Source organism: Porphyromonas somerae DSM 23386 (assembly GCF_000372405.1).
Lineage (GTDB): Bacteria > Bacteroidota > Bacteroidia > Bacteroidales > Porphyromonadaceae > Porphyromonas_A > Porphyromonas_A somerae.
Genome location: NZ_AQVC01000004.1, coordinates 1 through 18,876, shown reverse-complemented (window position 1 = coordinate 18,876; position 18,876 = coordinate 1). Strand labels below are relative to the sequence as shown.

The window sequence follows — 18,876 nt, the reverse complement described above, 5'->3', positions numbered from 1 at the left end:
TATGAGTTGGTTTGACTGCAAAATAACATACGAAAAGGAGATTAATCAATCGGGAAAGATGCGTAAGGTAAGTGAGTCTTACCTGGTAGATGCAGAGTCCTTTACAGAGGCAGAGACCCGTATCTCTGAGGAGATGCACAGCCGAGGAAGCTACATTGTAGACAGCGTCCGTAAGGTACGCCTATACGAGCTTTTCCTTGATGATAAGAGCGAGCGATATTACAAGAGCAAGGTTGGCTTCATCACCCTCGACGAAAAGGCAGGGGTGGAGAAGCGGAAGTTTGTGCAGATAATCGTACAAGCCGATGACCTTGATGAGGCACTTGAGAACCTCCACAAAGGGATGAAGGATACGCTCGGAGACTACGAGGTGGCAAGTATCACAGAGACCACCTACATGGACGTATTTAAGTACCAAATAAATACTGGGGAGGAAGCAAAGTGAGTATCAAAGAGCGGCTAGAGGCACTCCGACAAGAGCTCCCAGAGGGTACAAAGCTCATTGCGGTATCTAAGTACCACACCGAGGCAGAGGTGATGGAAGCATACGATGCGGGTCAACGACTTTTTGGTGAGAACCGTGTTCAGGAGATACTCCCTAAGGAAGAGCACTTACCCAAGGATATAGAGTGGCACCTCATCGGTACGCTACAGAGGAATAAGGTCAAGTACGTGGTGCCCTTTGTCTCTATGATACACAGCATCGATAGCCTTCGACTACTACAGGAGGTGGAGAAGCAGTGTGTGAGACTAGGGCGTGAGACGTTGCCAGTACTTCTACAGATACACATCTCAGGCGAAGAGACTAAGCACGGCTTTACCGAGGATGAGCTTCAAGAGTTCCTCCAGAGTGGCGAGATAGAGGGGTTGCAGCATGCCCAGATTTGTGGGCTGATGGGTATGGCCGCCCTCACCGATAATATGAGTGTGGTGGAGGGGCAGTTCGCACACCTACAGGAGTTATTCCAATCCCTCAAGGAGGGAGCATTTAAGGGGAGTCCACACTTCTCTGAGCTCTCTATGGGGATGACTCACGACTACCCTTTGGCACTGAAGCACGGAGCTACCTTCATCAGAGTAGGAAGTGGTATTTTTAGTTAAATCAAAGGAAATAAGTGTCTTGTATCATTTATTTACCTACTTTTGTGTAAGAATGTAAAGGGGAAGCACCCCGCTAGGTAATGACTAATTCTATAGAGATAAAGGGCTATGAAGGAGCAAGATTATGACTCAGAGAAAGACCTCGACTTAGAGGACTACGAGGATGATGACGAGCTCGATTGGTACGATGAAGAGCTACTGGACTACGTTCGAGAAGAGACTAAGGATATGGAGCGTATCAATGACCTCCTAGACCAAGACCTCCTATATCTCTTTGAGCTATGGGATGAGTACACCGAGGGCATTGAGGGTGATGAAGATGAGGTGGAGATAGATATTGACGACCTCTATCAATTCGTACAAAAGACAGCTGCTGAAGATGAGCAAGACATAGATATCAGTCAGGAGGACTTGGTACTGCTGCTACAGCTACAGCAAGAATTTGATGAATCATTGGGGGAAGAGGATTAACCATTTAACAGAAGAGAATTATGACAAAGTTTCAATCTATTTTAGGAGTAACTACAGTATCATTAGGTCTGCTACTGAGCGGATGCGGGGCTTCTAATTCAGTAAAGGGTCTCGGCATTGGTGCTGCCGCTGGTGCAGCTATCGGAGCAGGTATCGGCAAGGTAGCTGGCAATACAGCTATGGGTGCCGCAATAGGTACTGCTCTTGGTGGTGCCGCGGGTGGTATCATCGGCAATCAGATGGATAAGCAAGCCAAGGAGCTAGAGCAACAGATACCAGAGGCCACTGTAGAGACAGTGAATAACGGTGAAGCAATCCGTGTTACCTTTGATAGTGGCATCCTATTCGCTACTAGCTCTAGCACCCTCAACCAAGCATCGCGTGACGCTCTCCGCAAGTTTGCAGAGAATATGAATGCCAATCCTGATACCGATATCAAGATTATTGGCCACACTGATGCTACCGGTAGGTATGAGTACAATATGAAACTCTCTGAGGAGCGTGCGATGAGTGTTCGCAACTTCCTACGTGGATACAATGTAGATGTCGCTCGTATGACTAGCGAAGGGGTAGGACCAGACCAACCTGTAGTGGACAACTCAACCCCAGAGAATAGAGCTAAGAATCGCCGAGTAGAGATATTCATTCTGCCTAATGCCAAGATGATCAAGGAGGCAAAAGAGGCAGCCGGTAAGTAAGTAGTCGTAAAGACAATATGTCCCGAGGGGTAGACGAAGTGTCGTCTACCCCTTTTTGCATCTATTACGGTAGAATTGGGTACCTTTACAGAATATATAAGAATAGGTTTAATGAGTTCGTATGGCAGATAGAGCAATTCACCCACTTCAAGAAATAATTACCAAGTACATTGCAGATAATAAGATTGGAGAAAAGACTATCTCCAGGAGTTTCAACCTTACAGCTCTCCCTAGCTATGCAATTCCTTTGCCCAATGATAAATCCGTAGTGTCTTTTATTCTTTCAATTACACTGACTGGTTATTCTAGTGCTGAGCTGGGTGAAAGAATGGTAGCCGCCACCGTCAATTTCACCAATAAAACCATCCAATTTGAGGACCTTCCTAAGAACCTATTTGGATTCGACCAAAAGACAATAATAATGTCTATCCTACGGGCTCTCTATTTTATGATCCCTTCAGAGCATGGCACCTATCACGACTCTCCATTGCTTAAGAACAAGAAGTCACCCGTATCTCAAGGTCTGCACATTCCACTAACAGAGAGCTACCAAATCGATGAACTGACGATGGATCTAGTCTGCACCCATAAAAGATCGGATACAATAAGCTACAAAAAGATAGATATAGATAACGGCAAAGTAAAGACTACTGTCCACGACTCTATTCAACTATATCAGCAGGACTTTGAGGTCGATATCCCAGCCCACTTCATTACAGCCACCTGCACCTGCACGGAATGTAAATCTTATGAGGAGTGGTCCCCCTGCAGGCATATTGAAGTAGCATTGACCAGCATCAAGGAGACCCTTCCCGAGCTCTTCTTCAATCCAGACTACGGAAGAGACCAACTCATTGCCGACCTACAAGCCAAGCTTCCTGAGGAGGATCCACTCCGCACTGAGGGACAACTTGCCTACGACCAGGATGGGCATTATATGCTGATGCAACCCGATGACCTTTGCATCTCAGACCCCGCAGATACCCTAAAGGCACTGGGTCTCAACTTTAAGAGTACCACACCCAAAGCAGACCCCGAGCTCTCTCGAAAGTTGGCACAGAATAGGTTTCAACTATTCTTCTATATCTCTCCTATCTCATATCGCTTTAATAGCAATATCAATCGGTGCTGGCTACCCCTACCAGCTCGTGGCAAACTAGCTGCATCGGGTAGGCTCAATCTCAATTTCGTCACCCTCCAAAATATTGAGAAGCTCACCCTCCAGCTCTCCAACCTCACCGACGAGGAGGCTCTTCACGCCACTTCTTACCTACAGCTTAGCAATACGATAGACGAGCGCTCGTGGGAATACAAGCCCTCCGTAGAGTCTGTGGCTACCATACATCAACTCAGAGGTATCCTAAAACAACACCCCCTCTATCTATACATTGACAAGTTCGATATTCAGAAATTCGAACAAAAGGGGCTTGAGCGACTGACTCAGCTGGAGCTTCACGACGAACTGGCAGAGGTTCGCCTTGACCTTATCCAGACCGACTTTAATCAGCAATTGATAAAGCTTCGCCCCACCCTACATGCAGGCGACCAAGAGATAGAGATCAACCCTGACACTATGATGATCCATCAAGCTTTTGTGATCGTTGACTACAAGGAGGTCTACATCTTCAGGTCGGCAGCAGACTATCAGATGCTCAACTACCACCTACAGGTACTCAATAGAGAAAAGCCGATGATCCTCTACCAACCAAAGGATCTACCAAAGCTCTACGATACGGTCATCAAACCCCTCGGCAAGCTCTTTGAAATCAATTCAGAAGTACATAATAAGCAACAACTGCAAGCAGAGCAAGCCACAGCCCAACTCTTCCTCACCGATACTGATGAGGGGACTATCCGCCTCACCCCAGCAATACAGTACGGCGAAGACTCTATACCTCTAACTGATAGAGCCCCTCTTTACGACCGTGAGACCAATACACTACTAGAGCGTGATGCCGACTTCGAGAACCAGTACCTAGAGTACCTCCGCAGTCTGCATCCCTCTTTCGATGACGCAGCTATCGAATTCACCCTTACAGGAGAGCAACTGATGGAGGATAACTGGCTCCTCAATTCTAGCGAAAAGCTACGCAATAAAGGGGTACAGATTTATGGCTCTGAGAGCCTAAAGAACTTCCGTTACAACCTCCACACCCCCACCATCTCTATCTCCACCTCGAGTGGGATAGATTGGTTTGACCTCAAGATCAATATCAAGTTTGGCAAACAGACAGCTTCGCTACAAGAGGTACGGAAGAGTGTGATGAATAAGAGCCAATACATACAGCTCTCCGATGGTACCGTCGGAATCCTTCCCGAGGAGTGGCTAGAACGGTATGCTCGATACTTCCAAGTTGGCCGACTACGCAAAGACAAGATAGAGATCTCAAATTACCAATTCAATATTATTGATCAGCTCTACGACGACCTCCCCAAGCGACCCAAATACATAGAGGAGATGATGGAGCTCCGTCGCCGACTTCAAAACCTCACCAAGCTCACTCCCCACCCGATCCCCAAAGGGATCAATGCAGAGCTGAGAAGCTATCAGCAGAGTGGCTTTGATTGGCTACTATTCCTCAACCAAAACCAACTAGGAGGCTGCCTTGCCGACGATATGGGACTAGGAAAAACCCTACAAGTGATCACCCTACTACAGCACCTCAAGGAGCAAAGTGGCAAAAAGCCCCTACCCCCACACCTCATCGTGCTACCCACCTCACTGCTATTCAATTGGCAAAAAGAGCTAGATAAGTTTGCCCCCTCCCTCACCTATCTAGTCTACCGAGGAGGCGATAGAGCCTCCCTAAGAGAGCTATTCTCACAGTACGACATCATCCTCTCCACCTATGGAGTGGTCTCCAACGACATTGAGGAGCTCTCTCAAATCACCTTTGAATATGCTATACTCGACGAAAGCCAAGCGATTAAGAATCCACTCTCCAAGCGATACAAGGCAGCGCGTCTTCTTCAAGCGAACCACCGCCTTGCCCTCACAGGTACTCCGATTGAAAACAATACCTTCGACCTCTACGCCCAGATGAACTTTCTCAATCCAGGTATCTTTGGCAGCATGGACCATTTCCGCCAAAACTTTGCCAATGCGATTGATAAGCAACGCGACGAGCGAAGCACTCATCTACTTCGGGATATGACACAGCCCTTCCTCCTTCGTAGGACAAAGAAGCAAGTAGCCACCGAACTGCCCGATAAGACAGAGACAGTCCTCTATTGCGAGATGAAAGAGGAGCAGCGAAAGGTTTACGATAGTCACAAGGAGCACTTCCGCGAGCAACTGCTTAGCGAAATGGAGAAATCTAGCGAAGGAGAGGCACAGATGATGGTACTTCAAGCCCTCACCAAGCTACGACAGATCTGCAACTCCCCAGCCCTTATCTCCACAGAGAGCGAGGACTACGGTACACAGTCCATCAAACTAGATATATTGATGCGCAACCTCCGTGAAATCGAGTCGGAGCACAAAGCCCTCGTCTTTTCACAATTCACCTCCATGCTCGCCCTCGTCAAGAAGCGACTAGAGCTAGAGGACATCCCCTACGTCTACCTCGATGGATCCACTACCAATCGTGAGGCGGTGGTCCAGCAATTTCAAGAGGATGATGAGATACGGGTCTTCCTCATCTCCCTTAAGGCCGGTGGCACAGGGCTCAACCTCACCGCTGCCGACTACGTCTTTCTCATCGACCCTTGGTGGAACCCTGCAGTAGAAAACCAAGCCATCGACCGAAGCTACCGCATCGGGCAGGAGAAGCACGTCAATGCCTATCGCCTTGTCTGCAAAGAGACCATCGAGGAAAAGATCCTACAGCTACAAGAGAGCAAACGCTCCCTCTCCGAAGATATTATCCAAACCGATAAGATCCAAAAGAGCTTCTCCCGCGACGACATCGCCGACCTCTTCAAGTAATCTGAATAAGTACAGACCCACGAAGAGAGAGTTGCGACTTTCGACTAACTACGAATAAAGGCGGATAACCCATAGGTTACCCGCCTTTATTCATGTCAATAGCAATCTATTGAACCACCCAATTAAAGGGTTGAGATAGGTGCAATAGGTGCATCGCTATGTCTCTGGAAGTGATCCCTTGGATGCTCACATGCAGGGCACTTAGCTGGTGCTTTAAGTCCCTTCATAAGGAAACCACACTTACGGCACTGCCATACCACTTCCTTATCGCTCTCAAACATCTTATCCTCGCGGATACGCTTAGCAAACTCACTGTACACTCTAGAGTGCTCGCCCTCTGCAACAGCAATAGCTCTATAAGCAGCAGCAATAACTGGGAAGCCCTCCTTCTCTGCAGTCTCAGCAAATCCAGGATATACGCTCTCCATCTCCTCATGCTCTAGCTTAGCAGAAGTCTCTAGATTTTCAAGAGTAGTACCAATAGTACCTGCTGGGAACTCTGCATTTACATTGACCATTCCACCCTCAAGGAACTTAAAGAATCTCTTAGCGTGTGCCTTCTCTTGGTCTGCAGTTTGCTCAAAGAAAGCTTGCACCTCTACGAAACCATCTTTCTTCGCCTGGCTTGCAAAGAAGCTGTAACGAGCGTGTGCTTGGCTCTCATTAGCAAAAGAAAAGATTAGGTTCTTCTCGGTCTGTGTACCCTTCAAACTTTTTGTTGCCATACTTTACCTTTTATTTATGATTAGTTATTCCTTTGGAGCACTTAGCCCCTCATTCGTTACAAAGCTAATCATAATTAGGGAAATAAACAAGCAATAAAAGCATAAAAGTACCTACAAGTAGGTATATGCTCGTAAGAAGCTCTCCAAAAGAAGAAAAGCTTCCTTGTAAAACTACAAAGAAGCTTTTAGACAAAAGAGCGGAAAACGGGACTCGAACCCGCGACCCCAACCTTGGCAAGGTTGTGCTCTACCAACTGAGCTATTTCCGCAGATGTTTTGCAATGTTAGGAGCATTTCTCCTCTTTTGCTTTGCAAAGGTACGACAATTATTTCAAACCACCAAATATCTAGCCAAGAAAAAAATAGTTTTGCTCATCCAGTATGGGCTCAAGCGCTTCAATCCCTATAGACTAAAGCGGTAGCAAGTGCCAAGATCCCCTCCTGACGTCCTGTAAACCCCATCTGCTCATTAGTCGTTGCTTTGATAGATACCTGATCAACGTCTACTGAGAGCAGCTGTGCAATTACCTCCTGCATTGCGGGCACATACGGATTTATCTTGGGCTGCTCGGCCACAATCGTGGCATCAATATTCCCCACCTTATAACCTTTTTGGAGCACAAGCCTCGCCACCTCCTTCAGCAGCTGCTTCGAATCAGCTCCCTTATACTTAGGGTCATTATCGGGAAAGTGATAGCCGATATCCCTCAGTGCCAATGCTCCAAGCAATGCATCACTAATCGCATGCAGTAGCACGTCGGCATCGGAGTGCCCCTTCAGTCCCAAAGGGTATTCGATCTTCACCCCTCCAAGCCATAGCTCTCGTCCCGACTCAAAACGATGGACATCATACCCTTGGCCTACTCTAAATGGTACCATAGAACTAAAAATTAACTCCTACACCTAGTCTGAATGTATTATTAAGAGGTGAATTGGTCTGAGTAGCTAGGAAATAGGAAAGGTCCACCTTTGCCCACTCATAAATAAATCCTAACCCCAAAGTAAAACCACTATTAGTTCCCTTGGTAGGGTGCTGGTAATGATAGCCAGAGCGAACAAAGAAGCGGCTGTCATAGGTATATTCTGCACCCACCAACCACATTACCTCATTGAACTCCTCCGAGGCGCCACCAGTAGCATCACCAAATGAGCTCCCCATAGCTCGCCACATATTCATCTTATTGTAGGCGTCAGGAGCTTTCCGATCACTAGGATTGAAGGTAGGAGCTAATAATTTATTGGCCTCCAGATGTAGCCCTACCTGATGCTGTGGTGCGACATCGAGATCGAGCCCAACCCCCACTCTCATCTTGGCGGGAGCGAAAAGAGAAGAGCGACCACCATCATAGCTCATCTTACCACCCACATTATTGAGGGCCACAGCAGCTCTAAGTGCCCCCTTCATATCATTTGAGAACGTAAGACCTGTCTGATAGGTGGCCGAAATATCTACGAGGAAGTTATTGATCAACCCTTTGACCTCGCCCACTGAGTAGTTATAGTCACTCCTCAAATAACGCATAGAAGCCCCTAATGCCCAGTGCTGATTAAGGGCAATCGAGTAACCCAGATCCACAGCCAATTCGTATGGGACAATAGTCGTCGGGATCATCAATTCACGCTGAAAAGCCATCGCCTCTCCGATATGGAAATATCTGAGAGAGGCCGACACCGCATGATTGATCTCGCCTGTATTACCCCAAGAGTAATACCCAGTGAGGGTGGAGAGATTGATATCCTTAGCCACCTCAGAGAGCCAAGGGGTATAGACAAATGAGACGCCCCACTCCTTATCTATATAGGCAAGCTTAGAGATATTGTGATATATAGAGTGCGCATCGGCTGTTGTCGTCAGCCCCACCTCTCCCATTCCGGCACTCCTGGCATCGGGAGTAATCGATAAGATAGGTGCTCCAGTTAGCACAGGGCTATAGGTCTTGGCACTTCCAGTTTCTTGAGCACTGGCATTATTTCCCCACACCCATAATAGTAGGGCGGTACTCACCAGTAGACTTTTGCCCCAAATCAGTAATTGTCTCATACTCACTTAATCCTTAAGAATACCAATTCTTCATTTTGCTCATTACAAATAAATAGGCCCTGCTCTCGCTCCATCTCCCATACCTGCTCCATAGCTGGTATAGCCACTAGATCGCCTATCTTGAGGAGGTAGTACCGACTGAGTTCAGTGATGACGGCCTCTATCAAAGTCCTCTCAGGGAGCATCAATTGACGCGCCTCCTCGAGGTGATCAGTAGTTAGCATCTTCACACCTTTCATAGAGTGCCGGCTCATCTCGTCATACGTTAGCCATTCACTCCACCGAAAGAGGGAGCAATCGAAATCCTCCTTCATGCTCTCAGGCAAGCTACCATCCAATTCCTTGGCTCTCAGAGAGACCCCCACCGACAGATTTTCGTAATATCTACTGGCAAAAGCTGGGTCTATGCACTTAGCTACCTTGCTGATACGGACAAGCCACATAGCCTTGGCTTCCAATCCGTGCATCCAATCGGGTTGGTAAAAATCCTTACCCGAATTACTCAATACATTGTCGGGTCGTGCCACAAAGTGCCTTATCTCCGCAGCTCCAGACACCCACGAGCTAAAGAGTTTCATAACCCACTAATAGCCTCATCAATTCTATGAAACATCACAGCAAGGTGTGAGTAAATAGAGGTATTCTGCACCACCACATGGTCTGGCACCATAATCCTAAATGGGGTAAAATTCCAAATAGCACTGATTCCACACTCCACCAATTTATCGGTCACCTCCTGGGCTACATCCACTGGCACGGTCAATATCCCTATGGATACCTCCTTATCTCGCCGCTCCTTAAGCTCCGATAAGTGATAAACAGGCGACCCACCTATCACCTCACCTACCACTTCATCTCGGATATCAAAGCCCCCAACAATATCCATACCAAACTGAGAGAGCCCTCTATCGTGCATCAAGGCAGCACCTAGATTGCCCACTCCAAATATATAAGCTTTGTGCGATAGATTGAAGCCCAAGAAGCTCTCCAGTACCTCCACCATCTCAGCCACATCATATCCCACACGCGTTTTTCCCACGATCGAAACATAGGAGAGGTCTTTAGCCACGAGTGCCGAATCCACCCCTGTACTCTTGGCAATATGAGTAGAAGAAACCACCTTCTCACCTTGAGCCTCTAATAGTTTGACATACGCTAAGTACCAAGGGAGTCGCCTCAATGCTGGCTCTGGCACAATACTACCACCACTTATTTTTCTCTTCATATACTAATATATTCTCTGTACGTATTGCAAACTTATAAATAAATTTTGAGATTAATACCCCAGCAGACCTAAAAGCTCCCTTCTTGGCTCATCCTAAGATGGCTATAGATAGGATAAAGGTGCTATTTTTACGCCTAATACAAGGTCGGGAAATGGAACGTTGCAACAAGATATTTACTTCAATATAATCAGATAAAATCCTTCTTGCATCTAAGCAATCGGCGAGTTGCAACTAAGCATTTGCCGAGTTGCAAGAAAGCTTTTGCTTAGTTGCATCTCGCCGATCGCTTAGTTGCATCTCGGCAAACGATTCCGTATGACATTGAATTACAGCTAGTTATAAAATGGGGTTTCACGGCCCTCTTTTAGTTAGTTTTTCCGCCTTATTTAGCCATTTGAAACTCTGGGTGAATGGGGATCCCCACGATTGACATCTCTAATGCATAACCCTCGCTTTTGATGCCACACATTTTAGATATTAACTAAAAAGAGGTACCTTTGAGGAATACTAAATAAGAGAGGACTGGTATAATATATATATGAATAAATACAGCGACAAAGTAGGAGAAGCCAAGCGCCGGCTTGGGATTGTGGGGCACTCGGCAGGGCTCACTCGTGCGATAGAAGTGGCTTTGCTCATCGCCCCTACCGATGTAAGCGTCTTGGTTACTGGAGAGAGTGGCGTGGGAAAGGAGGCTTTCCCGCAACTCATACATCAAAATAGCATTCGCAAGCATGGCCCGTATGTAGCGGTCAACTGCGGTGCTATCCCTGAGGGTACGATTGATTCCGAGCTATTTGGTCACAAGAAGGGATCCTTTACCGATGCCGTCACCGAGCGTCGAGGCTACTTTGAGGTGGCTAATGGAGGGACTATTTTTTTGGACGAAGTAGGTGAGCTCCCTTTGGCCACTCAGGCAAGGCTATTGCGCGTGCTGGAGTCGGGAGAATTTATGAAGGTAGGCTCTTCGGAAGTTCAGCGTACCGACATCCGAGTGGTTGCTGCCACCAATGTGGACCTAGCAGAAGCCGTAAAACGTGGTCGATTTAGGCAAGACCTCCTCTATCGTCTCAATACGGTCACGATAGAGTTGCCACCGCTAAGGGAGCGGGGCGATGACATCTCTCTACTCTTCCGAAAGTTTGCTGGCGACTTTGGAGATAAGTACCAGATGCCACCTATCCGCCTTAGTGAGGATGGGAGGGAGCTACTAGAGACCTACTCATGGCCTGGCAATATTCGTGAATTGCGCAATCTTGTGGAGCGACTAAGTGTTTTGGTGGAGGATAGAGTGGTAACCTCCGAAGTGCTGCTTGCACACCTACCTACCAATGCGCTTGTTCGCCACCCAGCCATCATCTCTGATTACTATAGGGGAGGAGACGCTCCACACCAGCCAAATGGTCAAAACTTCGACAATAGATCCGGAGGGGATACACTTGAAAACAATGCCACTCTAGGAGCACTCTATACGATGCTGCGAGATGTGCAGGGCAATGTAGGGGAATTGACTCAGCTCCTCTACAGACTGCTACAAAGCCAGCACATGGCTACCCAGCCTATCCAAAGTCTAGCCGCTCCAGCTCACAACCCCATTACCGACCTAGGGATACAGGAGGAGGAGAGCGAGCTAACTCATGCGGAGGACTTCCACGACCTGCTAGAAGATGGCAAAGTAATAACGCTCAAGGAGATGGAGGAGAGGTACATTGACTATGTACTGAAGAAAAATCACGGTGCTAGGCGACAAACAGCTGAAGATCTGGATATATCAGAGCGAACGTTATACCGTAAACTAAATAGAGAGGGCTAAAATAATGAAGAGCAGTATTCACTTTATAGGAGTAGGCACCATCTTGGCAATCATATTGGCGGGATGCAAGGTTTCATATAGTCTTAATGGAGCCAGTATCGACTACACCAAGGTAAAGACCATCCATATTTCTGACTTCCAAAACCTAGCCCCCATCGTCTACCCTCCTTTGGCCCAAAAACTTTCTGAGGACCTTAAGGATAGGTTTCAAAAGCAGACACGGCTTTCGCAAACCAATCAGATAGGCGACCTCAACATAGAAGGGGAGATCGTAGGATATGACCTTACGGCAGAAGCGGTTCAGGCCGATGCCTATGCTGCTAAGACCAAACTGACGATGAGGGTGAATATCAGATATACCAACACGGTAAATGAGGAGGAGAGCTTTGAGCGAGAATTCACCTCTTTTACCGTCTTTGATAGCTCGCAGATGTTTAATGACGTGCAAGACCAATTGATAGAGGACCTCACGAAGGATATTATCAATCAGATCTTTAATGCCACCGTAGAGAATTGGTAAATTGATGCCCCATAGATATGACCAAAGACGAGCTTAAATCAATCATCGAGCAACCGCATACCGCCGATAAACACCACCTACCAGAGCTACTGGAGCTGAGCAGGCAGTACCCCTACTCGGCACCACTGCAGACACTGATACTGCTGCTCCTACACAAGGTGAACGACCTGAGGTATGCCAGCGAGCTCCACGAAAGAGCACTAGCACTACCAAATCTTCGGAGGCTCTATAACCAGCTCAATGCCAACCCTACTTCTCTTATTCAAAACGATAAAACCCCTTTAAGCGAAAGCAAAGACAGCAGCTTCGGACTCATTGATGCCTTTTTGGAGCAGCACCCAGAAGATAGCTCGGACATAGAGGAGCTACTCGATGCCACCCCTGCTACGCCACCAGCAACGCAGACAGTAGTTGAGCAACAAAATACAGAGGAAATAATATCGGAGTTCCTAGACCTGGGCGAGAAAGCAGAGGTGATAGGAGTAACACCCGACACTCCACAAACCTCCGAGCAATCTAATTTCCCAGCAAAAAGTACTTCCGCAGACCACCCTATCGAAACAGAGGAAGAACTATTCACCGAAACCCTAGCTCGTATGTACATTCGACAGGGAAAGTACCAACGAGCCGAACGCATATTAACACAAATAAATTTGGAATTTCCCAAAAAAAGTGGTTACTTTGCCGAACAATTAAACTTTCTCAAGAAATTAATTGAAAACAATTCGGAAAATAGGTAGCAAAAGCCATAAAGGGATGCTCAATTATAGGCACGCACCTCGGATATCCGAAGTATATAGAACAGCATAAAAGTATAGAAAAAAGAGCGTATGTATGTATTTCTTTCAATACTGATCGTATTGGCTTCCATAGCGATTGTCTTCGTCATCACCATCCAAAACTCTAAAGGTGGTGGACTAGCTTCTGGTTTTGCAGCAAGCAACAACGTTATGGGAGTGAGGAGGACCACCGACCTGATAGAGAAGATCACTTGGGGACTGGCAATTGCTATAGCCGTACTCGCAATTATTTCTGTGAAGTGGGCACCACGTAGCACAAGCACCCAATCAGAGAGTGTAATCTCTGACTACGTTGACCAGGCTACCCTGCCAGTAGCACCAGAGGCAGCAACACCATTTGGCGACACGTCTGCCGCTACCGAGGCTCCTGCAGAGCAAACTCCCTCTGAGCCAGTGACTGAGTAACAGAGCTAAGAGGCTGAAAGAGATCGTTTTTGTAGACTCAATAGTTGAAAAACTTGGTAGTCTCGTCTTTTTTTGGTTACTTTGCCAATCGTAAGTATAATATATAAGCATTTATAAATAAGAGATGTCACGAATTTGTCAAATCACAGGCAAGAAGGTTATTACAGGTAATAACGTTTCTCACTCTCTAAGAAGAACTAAGAGGACGTTTAAGCCAAACCTTTTTGATAGAAACTTTTACTGGCCTGAGCAAGATTGCTGGATCAGAATCCGTGTGTCTGCAGCAGGGCTACGCCTTATCAATAAGATCGGCCTCAATGCAGCACTTGAGAGGGCTAACGCACAAGGACACCTGAAGGAGATAATTGTCCTGGACAAGTAACTAACAAACACAGCGTATAAAGCAAGGAAGATATGTCTAAGAAAGGTAAAGGCGATCGTGTACAAGTAATACTAGAGTGCACAGAGCATAAGGAGAGCGGTTTGCCAGGGACTTCAAGGTATGTTACCACCAAAAACAAGAAGAATACCACTGGTAGATTGGAGCTGAAGAAGTACAATCCTATCCTCAAACGTATGACAATACATAAGGAGATTAAGTGATAGGTCTACGCAAGGAATAGATTAACGTATAAAATAGAAGGAGCAAGCTATGGCAAAGAAAGCGATGTCGAAGCTGCAGAAAGGCGATGGACGTACTTTCTCAAAGGTTATCAAGATGGTGAAGTCACCTAAGACTGGGGCGTACATTTTCAAGGAGGAGATGGTGCCTAACGAGATGGTTAAGGAGTACGTGAAGAAGTAATCTATCTGCTTTCGACACAAAAATAACATTAGAGGGGGCTGACAATCATAAGGGGAAAAAAAGCGACACTGGTGAGATCAATTATTTCTCACTTCGCTGGATATAGGTAAGAGCTTAAAAGGACTTGATGCAACCTTTTAAGCTTTTTACTTTTATGCAATAATCAAGAGTGGCAAGTAATTAGTAGATGGAGTGGTTACCAATTTCTAAAAAGGAAGTAGAGCAAAGAGGATGGAGCGAGCTGGACGTCATCATCATGAGTGGTGATGCCTACGTGGATCATCCCTCTTTTGCCAATGCCGTTATTGGTAGGGTACTCGAAAGTGCAGGCTACAGGGTGGCCATCGTGCCACAACCCAATTGGCGTGACGACCTTAGGGACTTCAAGAAGCTCGGTAAGCCCCGACTATTCTTTGGTGTATCTCCAGGAAATATGGACTCCATGGTCAATCATTATACCGCTGCCAAAAGACGCAGGTCGGATGATGCCTACACTCCCGATGAGCGCTCCGATATGCGTCCCGACTATCCTAGCTTGGTTTATACCCGTATACTGAGGGACCTATACCCCGATACGCCTATCCTATTGGGCGGCATCGAAGCATCACTTAGGAGGCTTACCCACTACGACTATTGGCAGGATAAGCTACTGCCAGGAATGCCCTATATGAGTGATGCCGACCTAGTGCTCTATGGGCTGGGAGAAAAGTCGGTGCTAGAGATCGCCTCACTACTTGATAAGGGGGCATCGCTAGACAATATCAAACAACTTCCCCAAGTAGCCTACACCATACCTGCTGCCCAGTTCACTCCAAAGGAAGATGATATCAAGCTACACAGCCACGAGGAGTGCCTTAAGAGCAAGATGGCGTATGCCAAGAACTTTCGCCACATTGAGGAGCAGAGCAACTCGCTCAATGCTCATAGGCTTTATCAAGAGATCGGAGAGGAGGTCATCGTAGTCAATCCACCCTACCCTCTCCCCACCACGGCAGAGGTCGATAGCTATTACGCACTCCCTTACACCCGACTTCCACACCCTCGATACAGGGGCAAGACCATACGTGCTTACGAGATGATTCGACACTCTATCAATATGCACCGCGGCTGCTTCGGAGGTTGCGCTTTCTGCACCATCTCAGCACACCAAGGGAAGTTTATCGTCTCCAGAAGCCAAGAATCTATTGTAGAAGAGGCAAAGAAGGTGACGAAAATGCCTGACTTTAAAGGATACATTAGCGACCTTGGTGGACCAAGCGCCAATATGTATCAGATGCATGGAAAGGATATGAATGTCTGCCAAAAGTGCCTACGTCCCTCCTGCCTCTACCCCAAGATATGCCCCAATCTCAATGCCGACCACCGACCTCTACTCAATGTATATAAGGCAGTAGACGCCCTCCCGGGCATTAAGAAAAGCTTCATCGGAAGTGGTGTAAGGTACGATATGCTTGTGCACGACTACAAGTCGCCCGACCTTAAGGAAACGGCAAGGCAGTATACCGAAGAATTGATCCAAAATCACGTTTCGGGAAGGCTCAAAATAGCACCTGAACATACCTCTACCAAAGTATTAGATATCATCAGGAAACCCTCCTTTGACACCTTCTACAAGTTCAAGAACATCTTCGACCAAATCAATAGTAAGTACCAGTTAAAGCAACAGCTTGTCCCCTACTTCATCAGTAGCCACCCAGGTTGCACTGAAGCCGATATGGCAGAGTTAGCGGTCATCACCAAGTCACTCAACTTCCATCTAGAGCAAGTGCAAGACTTCACCCCTACTCCAATGACCGTTGCCACCGTCATCTACTATAGCGGTATACACCCCTACACGCTCCAAGAGATCCCTGTAGCAAGAGGAAAGAAAGCCAAGGAGACCCAGAGGCAATATTTCTTTTGGTATCAAAGAGAGAAGCGAAATGCTATCATCAACTCCCTTAAGAAGATAGGGCGAAACGACCTCATAAAGAGTCTATTTGGCGATCAAGAAATACCCAAGGGTAATAGAGTATCCACTCGAAAAGGACAGTCTAAGAAGAGAGGACGACGGCCATAAAGCACCTCAATGATTATATGTTGCAAAATGATACCTCTCTCAAGTTAATCATTTATAAACGTCAAAGCATACCCCGCGGGATATGCTTTCTTATTGTTAAATAACCGCTTAGAGCGGTTGCAAATGTTCCATTTATTCCTTTAATTTGCAACTAGTCAAGTAATAAATAATAGCATAGAATACAATGAAAAAAGGATTAATGATTGCTGGAATAGCACTGAGTTGCTCCTTGATAGGAGCAATGGGAGGGGCGGCCGTTTACTCTAATAGCCTAAAAAGTGAAGACGCAACGTACGAAGCGAGGACGTCAGAAGCAGGTGGGGTATTCAAACAACCCAAGATGACCCCCGCACTTTTTTCATCTTCCAGTGGAGCCCCCGACTTTGTAGAGGCCGCTGAGAAAAGTATCAATGGAGTGGTCAATATTCGTAGTGAAGCAACCATAAGCCGGAGACAATCCTCAAGGTTTTTCGATCCATTTGAGTTTTTCTTTGGCATCCCTGGAGGACAAGGCGAAAGTGGTGAAGCTCCTACCCAAGTAGCATTTGGCTCGGGTGTAATTATCAGTACCGACGGATATATCATTACCAATAACCACGTAGTAGCAGGTGCTTCCAAGCTCACGGTAAGCACCAATGACAATAAGGAGTACGAAGCAAAAATCATCGGTACCGATCCCGCTACTGACCTCGCGCTCCTCAAGATTGATGCCACCAACCTCTACCCAATACCATTCGGTGATAGCGAAGCCGTAAGAGTGGGAGAGTGGGTACTTGCTATCGGCAATCCATTCAACCTACAGAGTACCGTCACCGCAGGTATAGTAAGTGCCAAGGGGCGTGAGGCTGTGCAGCAAGGCGACCTCCGAATCTCCTCATTTATTCAGCACGATGCAGCTGTCAACCCAGGGAATTCAGGTGGTGCTCTAGTCAACACCAAGGGAGAGCTCATAGGCATTAATACCATGATCTACTCACAGACTGGCAACTATGCAGGCTACTCATTTGCTGTACCAATGAGCATCGCCAGCAAGATCGTCACCGACCTCAAGAAGTATGGCGTAGTACAGAGAGCTCAGTTAGGAGTGATGGGAGGTAATATCAATAGTCAATTAAGTAAAGAGTACGATCTTAAGGTCACCGAAGGTGCCTTTATAGCCGATTTCGCTGGCACAAGTGCTGCCAAGCAAGCAGGTCTGAAAGTAGGCGACGTTATCACCTCCCTTAATGGCGTAAAGATACGCAGTATGGCAGAGCTTCAAGAGCAGGTAAGTAAGTACAACCCTGGAGATGAGGTCAAAATAACCGTTGATCGTAAAGGCACGTCACATACCTTCAAGGTAGTACTAAAGAATAGCGAAGGGACCACCAGCATCGTAGAGCAAAGCTCCTTTAGCTCACTCGGTGCCTCCTTCAAAGCATTGGACGAGAAGACCGCCCGCAAACTAGGCATCAGTAATGGAGTGATTGTGACAGGGGTAGACCGCCAGGGCAAGTTTGCCGAAGCAGGCATCGCCAAAGGCTTTATTATCCTTGAAGTCAATAACCAACCTATTCGCTCAGAAAAAGAGGTGGAGAGCATCACCCAATCCATCCTTAATAGAGGCGAGGACAAAGTCCTCTTCATCAAAGGGATGCTCCCCAACGGTAGGATAAGATATATTGCAGTAGAGCTATAAAATAAAACTTGTGATCGAATAGTTTATTGTTTTTGTGATTCTGAATAAGCCTCAGTGCTGTGTAAGCACTGAGGCTTATTATTTTATCTCCACCTTTGAACTTTCAGAGTGAATCGGGGTCACCTAAGTTCTAAACCGAAGTGCAATTTTTGAGGTACTAGGGACTGCCTTTTTCACGGCTTATTTGGTGGCCGTACGGCCACCAAATAAGCCGTGAAAAAGGGCAAAGAAGGGAGTGTGGATTCATAAAACAAAAATGGGAGGCCGAAACCTCCCATGGGATTAGTATATTTGTTTTATGAACAAAAAAAAGTACAAACATCTAACCCTTGATCAAAGATACATAATTGAGAGCGGTCTAAAAAAGGGTTTGTTGAAAAAAGAGATCGCTGAGCTTGTAGGAGTCTCNCCATCTACCATTACTAGGGAGATTAAGAGGAATGCCAACAAGAGTGGAAGATATACCCAAATGCACGCCCAAATGCTGGCCAATGAGGATAAGGAAAGGGTTAAGCGAAACAAGAAGATAGGGAAAGGTGTGTGGAAGAAAGTGATCGAAAAGCTAAGAGAGGATTGGTCTCCACAGCAAATTTCTGGTTGGCTAAA

Annotated in this window: 20 protein-coding genes and 1 tRNA gene; 15 read left to right on the top strand and 6 right to left on the bottom strand. The window is 46.7% G+C overall.

What is annotated here, in order from left to right:
- Window position 1 precedes the first annotated feature (1 nt).
- The 5 genes from A3GK_RS0101150 to A3GK_RS0101130 all read left to right on the top strand — a co-directional run bounded on the left by A3GK_RS0101150 (window position 2) and on the right by A3GK_RS0101130 (window position 6,198).
- Window positions 2–445: a DUF4494 domain-containing protein gene (locus A3GK_RS0101150; RefSeq protein ID WP_018027694.1), complete on the top strand. Its 444-nt coding sequence runs from the start codon at window positions 2–4 to the stop codon at window positions 443–445.
- A complete protein-coding gene (locus tag A3GK_RS0101145) occupies window positions 442–1,101 on the top strand; it encodes a YggS family pyridoxal phosphate-dependent enzyme (RefSeq protein WP_018027693.1) in 660 nt (219 codons plus the stop codon). The genes A3GK_RS0101150 and A3GK_RS0101145 overlap by 4 nt, the downstream gene beginning before the upstream one ends.
- A gap of 108 nt (window positions 1,102–1,209) precedes the next feature.
- The gene (locus tag A3GK_RS0101140; protein ID WP_018027692.1) at window positions 1,210–1,572 is read left to right on the top strand and encodes a hypothetical protein; all 363 of its coding nucleotides are present in this window, start codon (window positions 1,210–1,212) and stop codon (window positions 1,570–1,572) included.
- Between the two features lie 20 nt (window positions 1,573–1,592).
- Window positions 1,593–2,270, top strand: a complete 678-nt coding sequence (locus tag A3GK_RS0101135) for an OmpA family protein (RefSeq protein ID WP_018027691.1) — start codon at window positions 1,593–1,595, stop codon at window positions 2,268–2,270.
- Window positions 2,271–2,391: 121 nt separating this feature from the next.
- The gene (locus A3GK_RS0101130; RefSeq protein ID WP_018027690.1) at window positions 2,392–6,198 is read left to right on the top strand and encodes a DEAD/DEAH box helicase; all 3,807 of its coding nucleotides are present in this window, start codon (window positions 2,392–2,394) and stop codon (window positions 6,196–6,198) included.
- A gap of 122 nt (window positions 6,199–6,320) precedes the next feature.
- On the opposite strand, the gene rbr is transcribed toward A3GK_RS0101130, so the two are convergent.
- From rbr to A3GK_RS0101095, 6 genes are all read right to left on the bottom strand, one after another.
- Window positions 6,321–6,923 carry a rubrerythrin gene (rbr, locus tag A3GK_RS0101125; protein ID WP_018027689.1) on the bottom strand — a complete coding sequence of 201 codons (603 nt, stop codon included), beginning with the start codon at window positions 6,921–6,923 and terminating at the stop codon, window positions 6,321–6,323.
- A gap of 196 nt (window positions 6,924–7,119) precedes the next feature.
- Window positions 7,120–7,192: transfer RNA gene (locus A3GK_RS0101120), tRNA-Gly, on the bottom strand.
- 127 nt (window positions 7,193–7,319) lie between these two features.
- On the bottom strand, window positions 7,320–7,802 hold the full coding sequence (ispF, locus tag A3GK_RS0101110; protein ID WP_018027688.1) for a 2-C-methyl-D-erythritol 2,4-cyclodiphosphate synthase: 483 nt from the start codon (window positions 7,800–7,802) through the stop codon (window positions 7,320–7,322).
- Window positions 7,803–7,806: 4 nt separating this feature from the next.
- The gene (gene porV, locus A3GK_RS0101105) at window positions 7,807–8,964 is read right to left on the bottom strand and encodes a type IX secretion system outer membrane channel protein PorV (protein WP_018027687.1); all 1,158 of its coding nucleotides are present in this window, start codon (window positions 8,962–8,964) and stop codon (window positions 7,807–7,809) included.
- 2 nt (window positions 8,965–8,966) lie between these two features.
- Window positions 8,967–9,542: a hypothetical protein gene (locus A3GK_RS0101100; RefSeq protein ID WP_018027686.1), complete on the bottom strand. Its 576-nt coding sequence runs from the start codon at window positions 9,540–9,542 to the stop codon at window positions 8,967–8,969.
- Window positions 9,539–10,189 (bottom strand): redox-sensing transcriptional repressor Rex, encoded by a 651-nt coding sequence (locus A3GK_RS0101095; RefSeq protein ID WP_018027685.1) that lies wholly within the window; start codon window positions 10,187–10,189, stop codon window positions 9,539–9,541. The genes A3GK_RS0101100 and A3GK_RS0101095 overlap by 4 nt, the downstream gene beginning before the upstream one ends.
- Window positions 10,190–10,728: 539 nt before the next feature.
- On the opposite strand from A3GK_RS0101095, the gene A3GK_RS0101090 reads away from it, so the two are divergent.
- The 10 genes from A3GK_RS0101090 to A3GK_RS0101045 form a co-directional block, all read left to right on the top strand.
- Entirely contained in the window at window positions 10,729–12,003 is a 1,275-nt protein-coding gene (locus A3GK_RS0101090; protein ID WP_018027684.1) for a sigma-54 interaction domain-containing protein, read from the top strand.
- Between the two features lie 4 nt (window positions 12,004–12,007).
- Window positions 12,008–12,523, top strand: a complete 516-nt coding sequence (locus tag A3GK_RS0101085; protein WP_018027683.1) for an LptE family protein — start codon at window positions 12,008–12,010, stop codon at window positions 12,521–12,523.
- 17 nt (window positions 12,524–12,540) lie between these two features.
- Window positions 12,541–13,263, top strand: a complete 723-nt coding sequence (locus A3GK_RS0101080) for a hypothetical protein (RefSeq protein ID WP_018027682.1) — start codon at window positions 12,541–12,543, stop codon at window positions 13,261–13,263.
- A 90-nt stretch (window positions 13,264–13,353) separates the two neighbouring features.
- Window positions 13,354–13,728 (top strand): preprotein translocase subunit SecG, encoded by a 375-nt coding sequence (secG, locus tag A3GK_RS0101075; protein WP_018027681.1) that lies wholly within the window; start codon window positions 13,354–13,356, stop codon window positions 13,726–13,728.
- A gap of 124 nt (window positions 13,729–13,852) precedes the next feature.
- Window positions 13,853–14,110 carry a 50S ribosomal protein L28 gene (rpmB, locus tag A3GK_RS0101070; RefSeq protein ID WP_018027680.1) on the top strand — a complete coding sequence of 86 codons (258 nt, stop codon included), beginning with the start codon at window positions 13,853–13,855 and terminating at the stop codon, window positions 14,108–14,110.
- 32 nt (window positions 14,111–14,142) lie between these two features.
- On the top strand, window positions 14,143–14,331 hold the full coding sequence (rpmG, locus tag A3GK_RS0101065; protein ID WP_018027679.1) for a 50S ribosomal protein L33: 189 nt from the start codon (window positions 14,143–14,145) through the stop codon (window positions 14,329–14,331).
- A 49-nt stretch (window positions 14,332–14,380) separates the two neighbouring features.
- Entirely contained in the window at window positions 14,381–14,533 is a 153-nt protein-coding gene (locus A3GK_RS11125; RefSeq protein ID WP_021903514.1) for a DUF4295 domain-containing protein, read from the top strand.
- A 187-nt stretch (window positions 14,534–14,720) separates the two neighbouring features.
- On the top strand, window positions 14,721–16,592 hold the full coding sequence (locus A3GK_RS0101055) for a YgiQ family radical SAM protein (RefSeq protein WP_018027677.1): 1,872 nt from the start codon (window positions 14,721–14,723) through the stop codon (window positions 16,590–16,592).
- 184 nt (window positions 16,593–16,776) lie between these two features.
- On the top strand, window positions 16,777–18,270 hold the full coding sequence (locus tag A3GK_RS0101050; RefSeq protein ID WP_026161629.1) for a Do family serine endopeptidase: 1,494 nt from the start codon (window positions 16,777–16,779) through the stop codon (window positions 18,268–18,270).
- 298 nt (window positions 18,271–18,568) lie between these two features.
- On the top strand, window positions 18,569–18,876 hold a 308-nt coding region (locus tag A3GK_RS0101045), incomplete at its 3' end, for a helix-turn-helix domain-containing protein (RefSeq protein WP_018027675.1).

Bases quoted from the DNA above. Each gene is read 5' to 3' on its own strand.
- A3GK_RS0101150 (WP_018027694.1), top strand. From the start codon at position 2: ATGAGTTGGTTTGACTGCAAAATAACATACGAAAAGGAGATTAATCAA.
- A3GK_RS0101140 (WP_018027692.1), top strand. From the start codon at position 1,210: ATGAAGGAGCAAGATTATGACTCAGAGAAAGACCTCGACTTAGAGGAC.
- A3GK_RS0101135 (WP_018027691.1), top strand. From the start codon at position 1,593: ATGACAAAGTTTCAATCTATTTTAGGAGTAACTACAGTATCATTAGGT.
- A3GK_RS0101130 (WP_018027690.1), top strand. From the start codon at position 2,392: ATGGCAGATAGAGCAATTCACCCACTTCAAGAAATAATTACCAAGTAC.
- rbr (WP_018027689.1), bottom strand. From the start codon at position 6,923: ATGGCAACAAAAAGTTTGAAGGGTACACAGACCGAGAAGAACCTAATC.
- ispF (WP_018027688.1), bottom strand. From the start codon at position 7,802: ATGGTACCATTTAGAGTAGGCCAAGGGTATGATGTCCATCGTTTTGAG.
- porV (WP_018027687.1), bottom strand. From the start codon at position 8,964: ATGAGACAATTACTGATTTGGGGCAAAAGTCTACTGGTGAGTACCGCC.
- A3GK_RS0101100 (WP_018027686.1), bottom strand. From the start codon at position 9,542: ATGAAACTCTTTAGCTCGTGGGTGTCTGGAGCTGCGGAGATAAGGCAC.
- A3GK_RS0101095 (WP_018027685.1), bottom strand. From the start codon at position 10,189: ATGAAGAGAAAAATAAGTGGTGGTAGTATTGTGCCAGAGCCAGCATTG.
- A3GK_RS0101090 (WP_018027684.1), top strand. From the start codon at position 10,729: ATGAATAAATACAGCGACAAAGTAGGAGAAGCCAAGCGCCGGCTTGGG.
- A3GK_RS0101085 (WP_018027683.1), top strand. From the start codon at position 12,008: ATGAAGAGCAGTATTCACTTTATAGGAGTAGGCACCATCTTGGCAATC.
- A3GK_RS0101080 (WP_018027682.1), top strand. From the start codon at position 12,541: ATGACCAAAGACGAGCTTAAATCAATCATCGAGCAACCGCATACCGCC.
- secG (WP_018027681.1), top strand. From the start codon at position 13,354: ATGTATGTATTTCTTTCAATACTGATCGTATTGGCTTCCATAGCGATT.
- rpmB (WP_018027680.1), top strand. From the start codon at position 13,853: ATGTCACGAATTTGTCAAATCACAGGCAAGAAGGTTATTACAGGTAAT.
- rpmG (WP_018027679.1), top strand. From the start codon at position 14,143: ATGTCTAAGAAAGGTAAAGGCGATCGTGTACAAGTAATACTAGAGTGC.
- A3GK_RS11125 (WP_021903514.1), top strand. From the start codon at position 14,381: ATGGCAAAGAAAGCGATGTCGAAGCTGCAGAAAGGCGATGGACGTACT.
- A3GK_RS0101055 (WP_018027677.1), top strand. From the start codon at position 14,721: ATGGAGTGGTTACCAATTTCTAAAAAGGAAGTAGAGCAAAGAGGATGG.
- A3GK_RS0101050 (WP_026161629.1), top strand. From the start codon at position 16,777: ATGAAAAAAGGATTAATGATTGCTGGAATAGCACTGAGTTGCTCCTTG.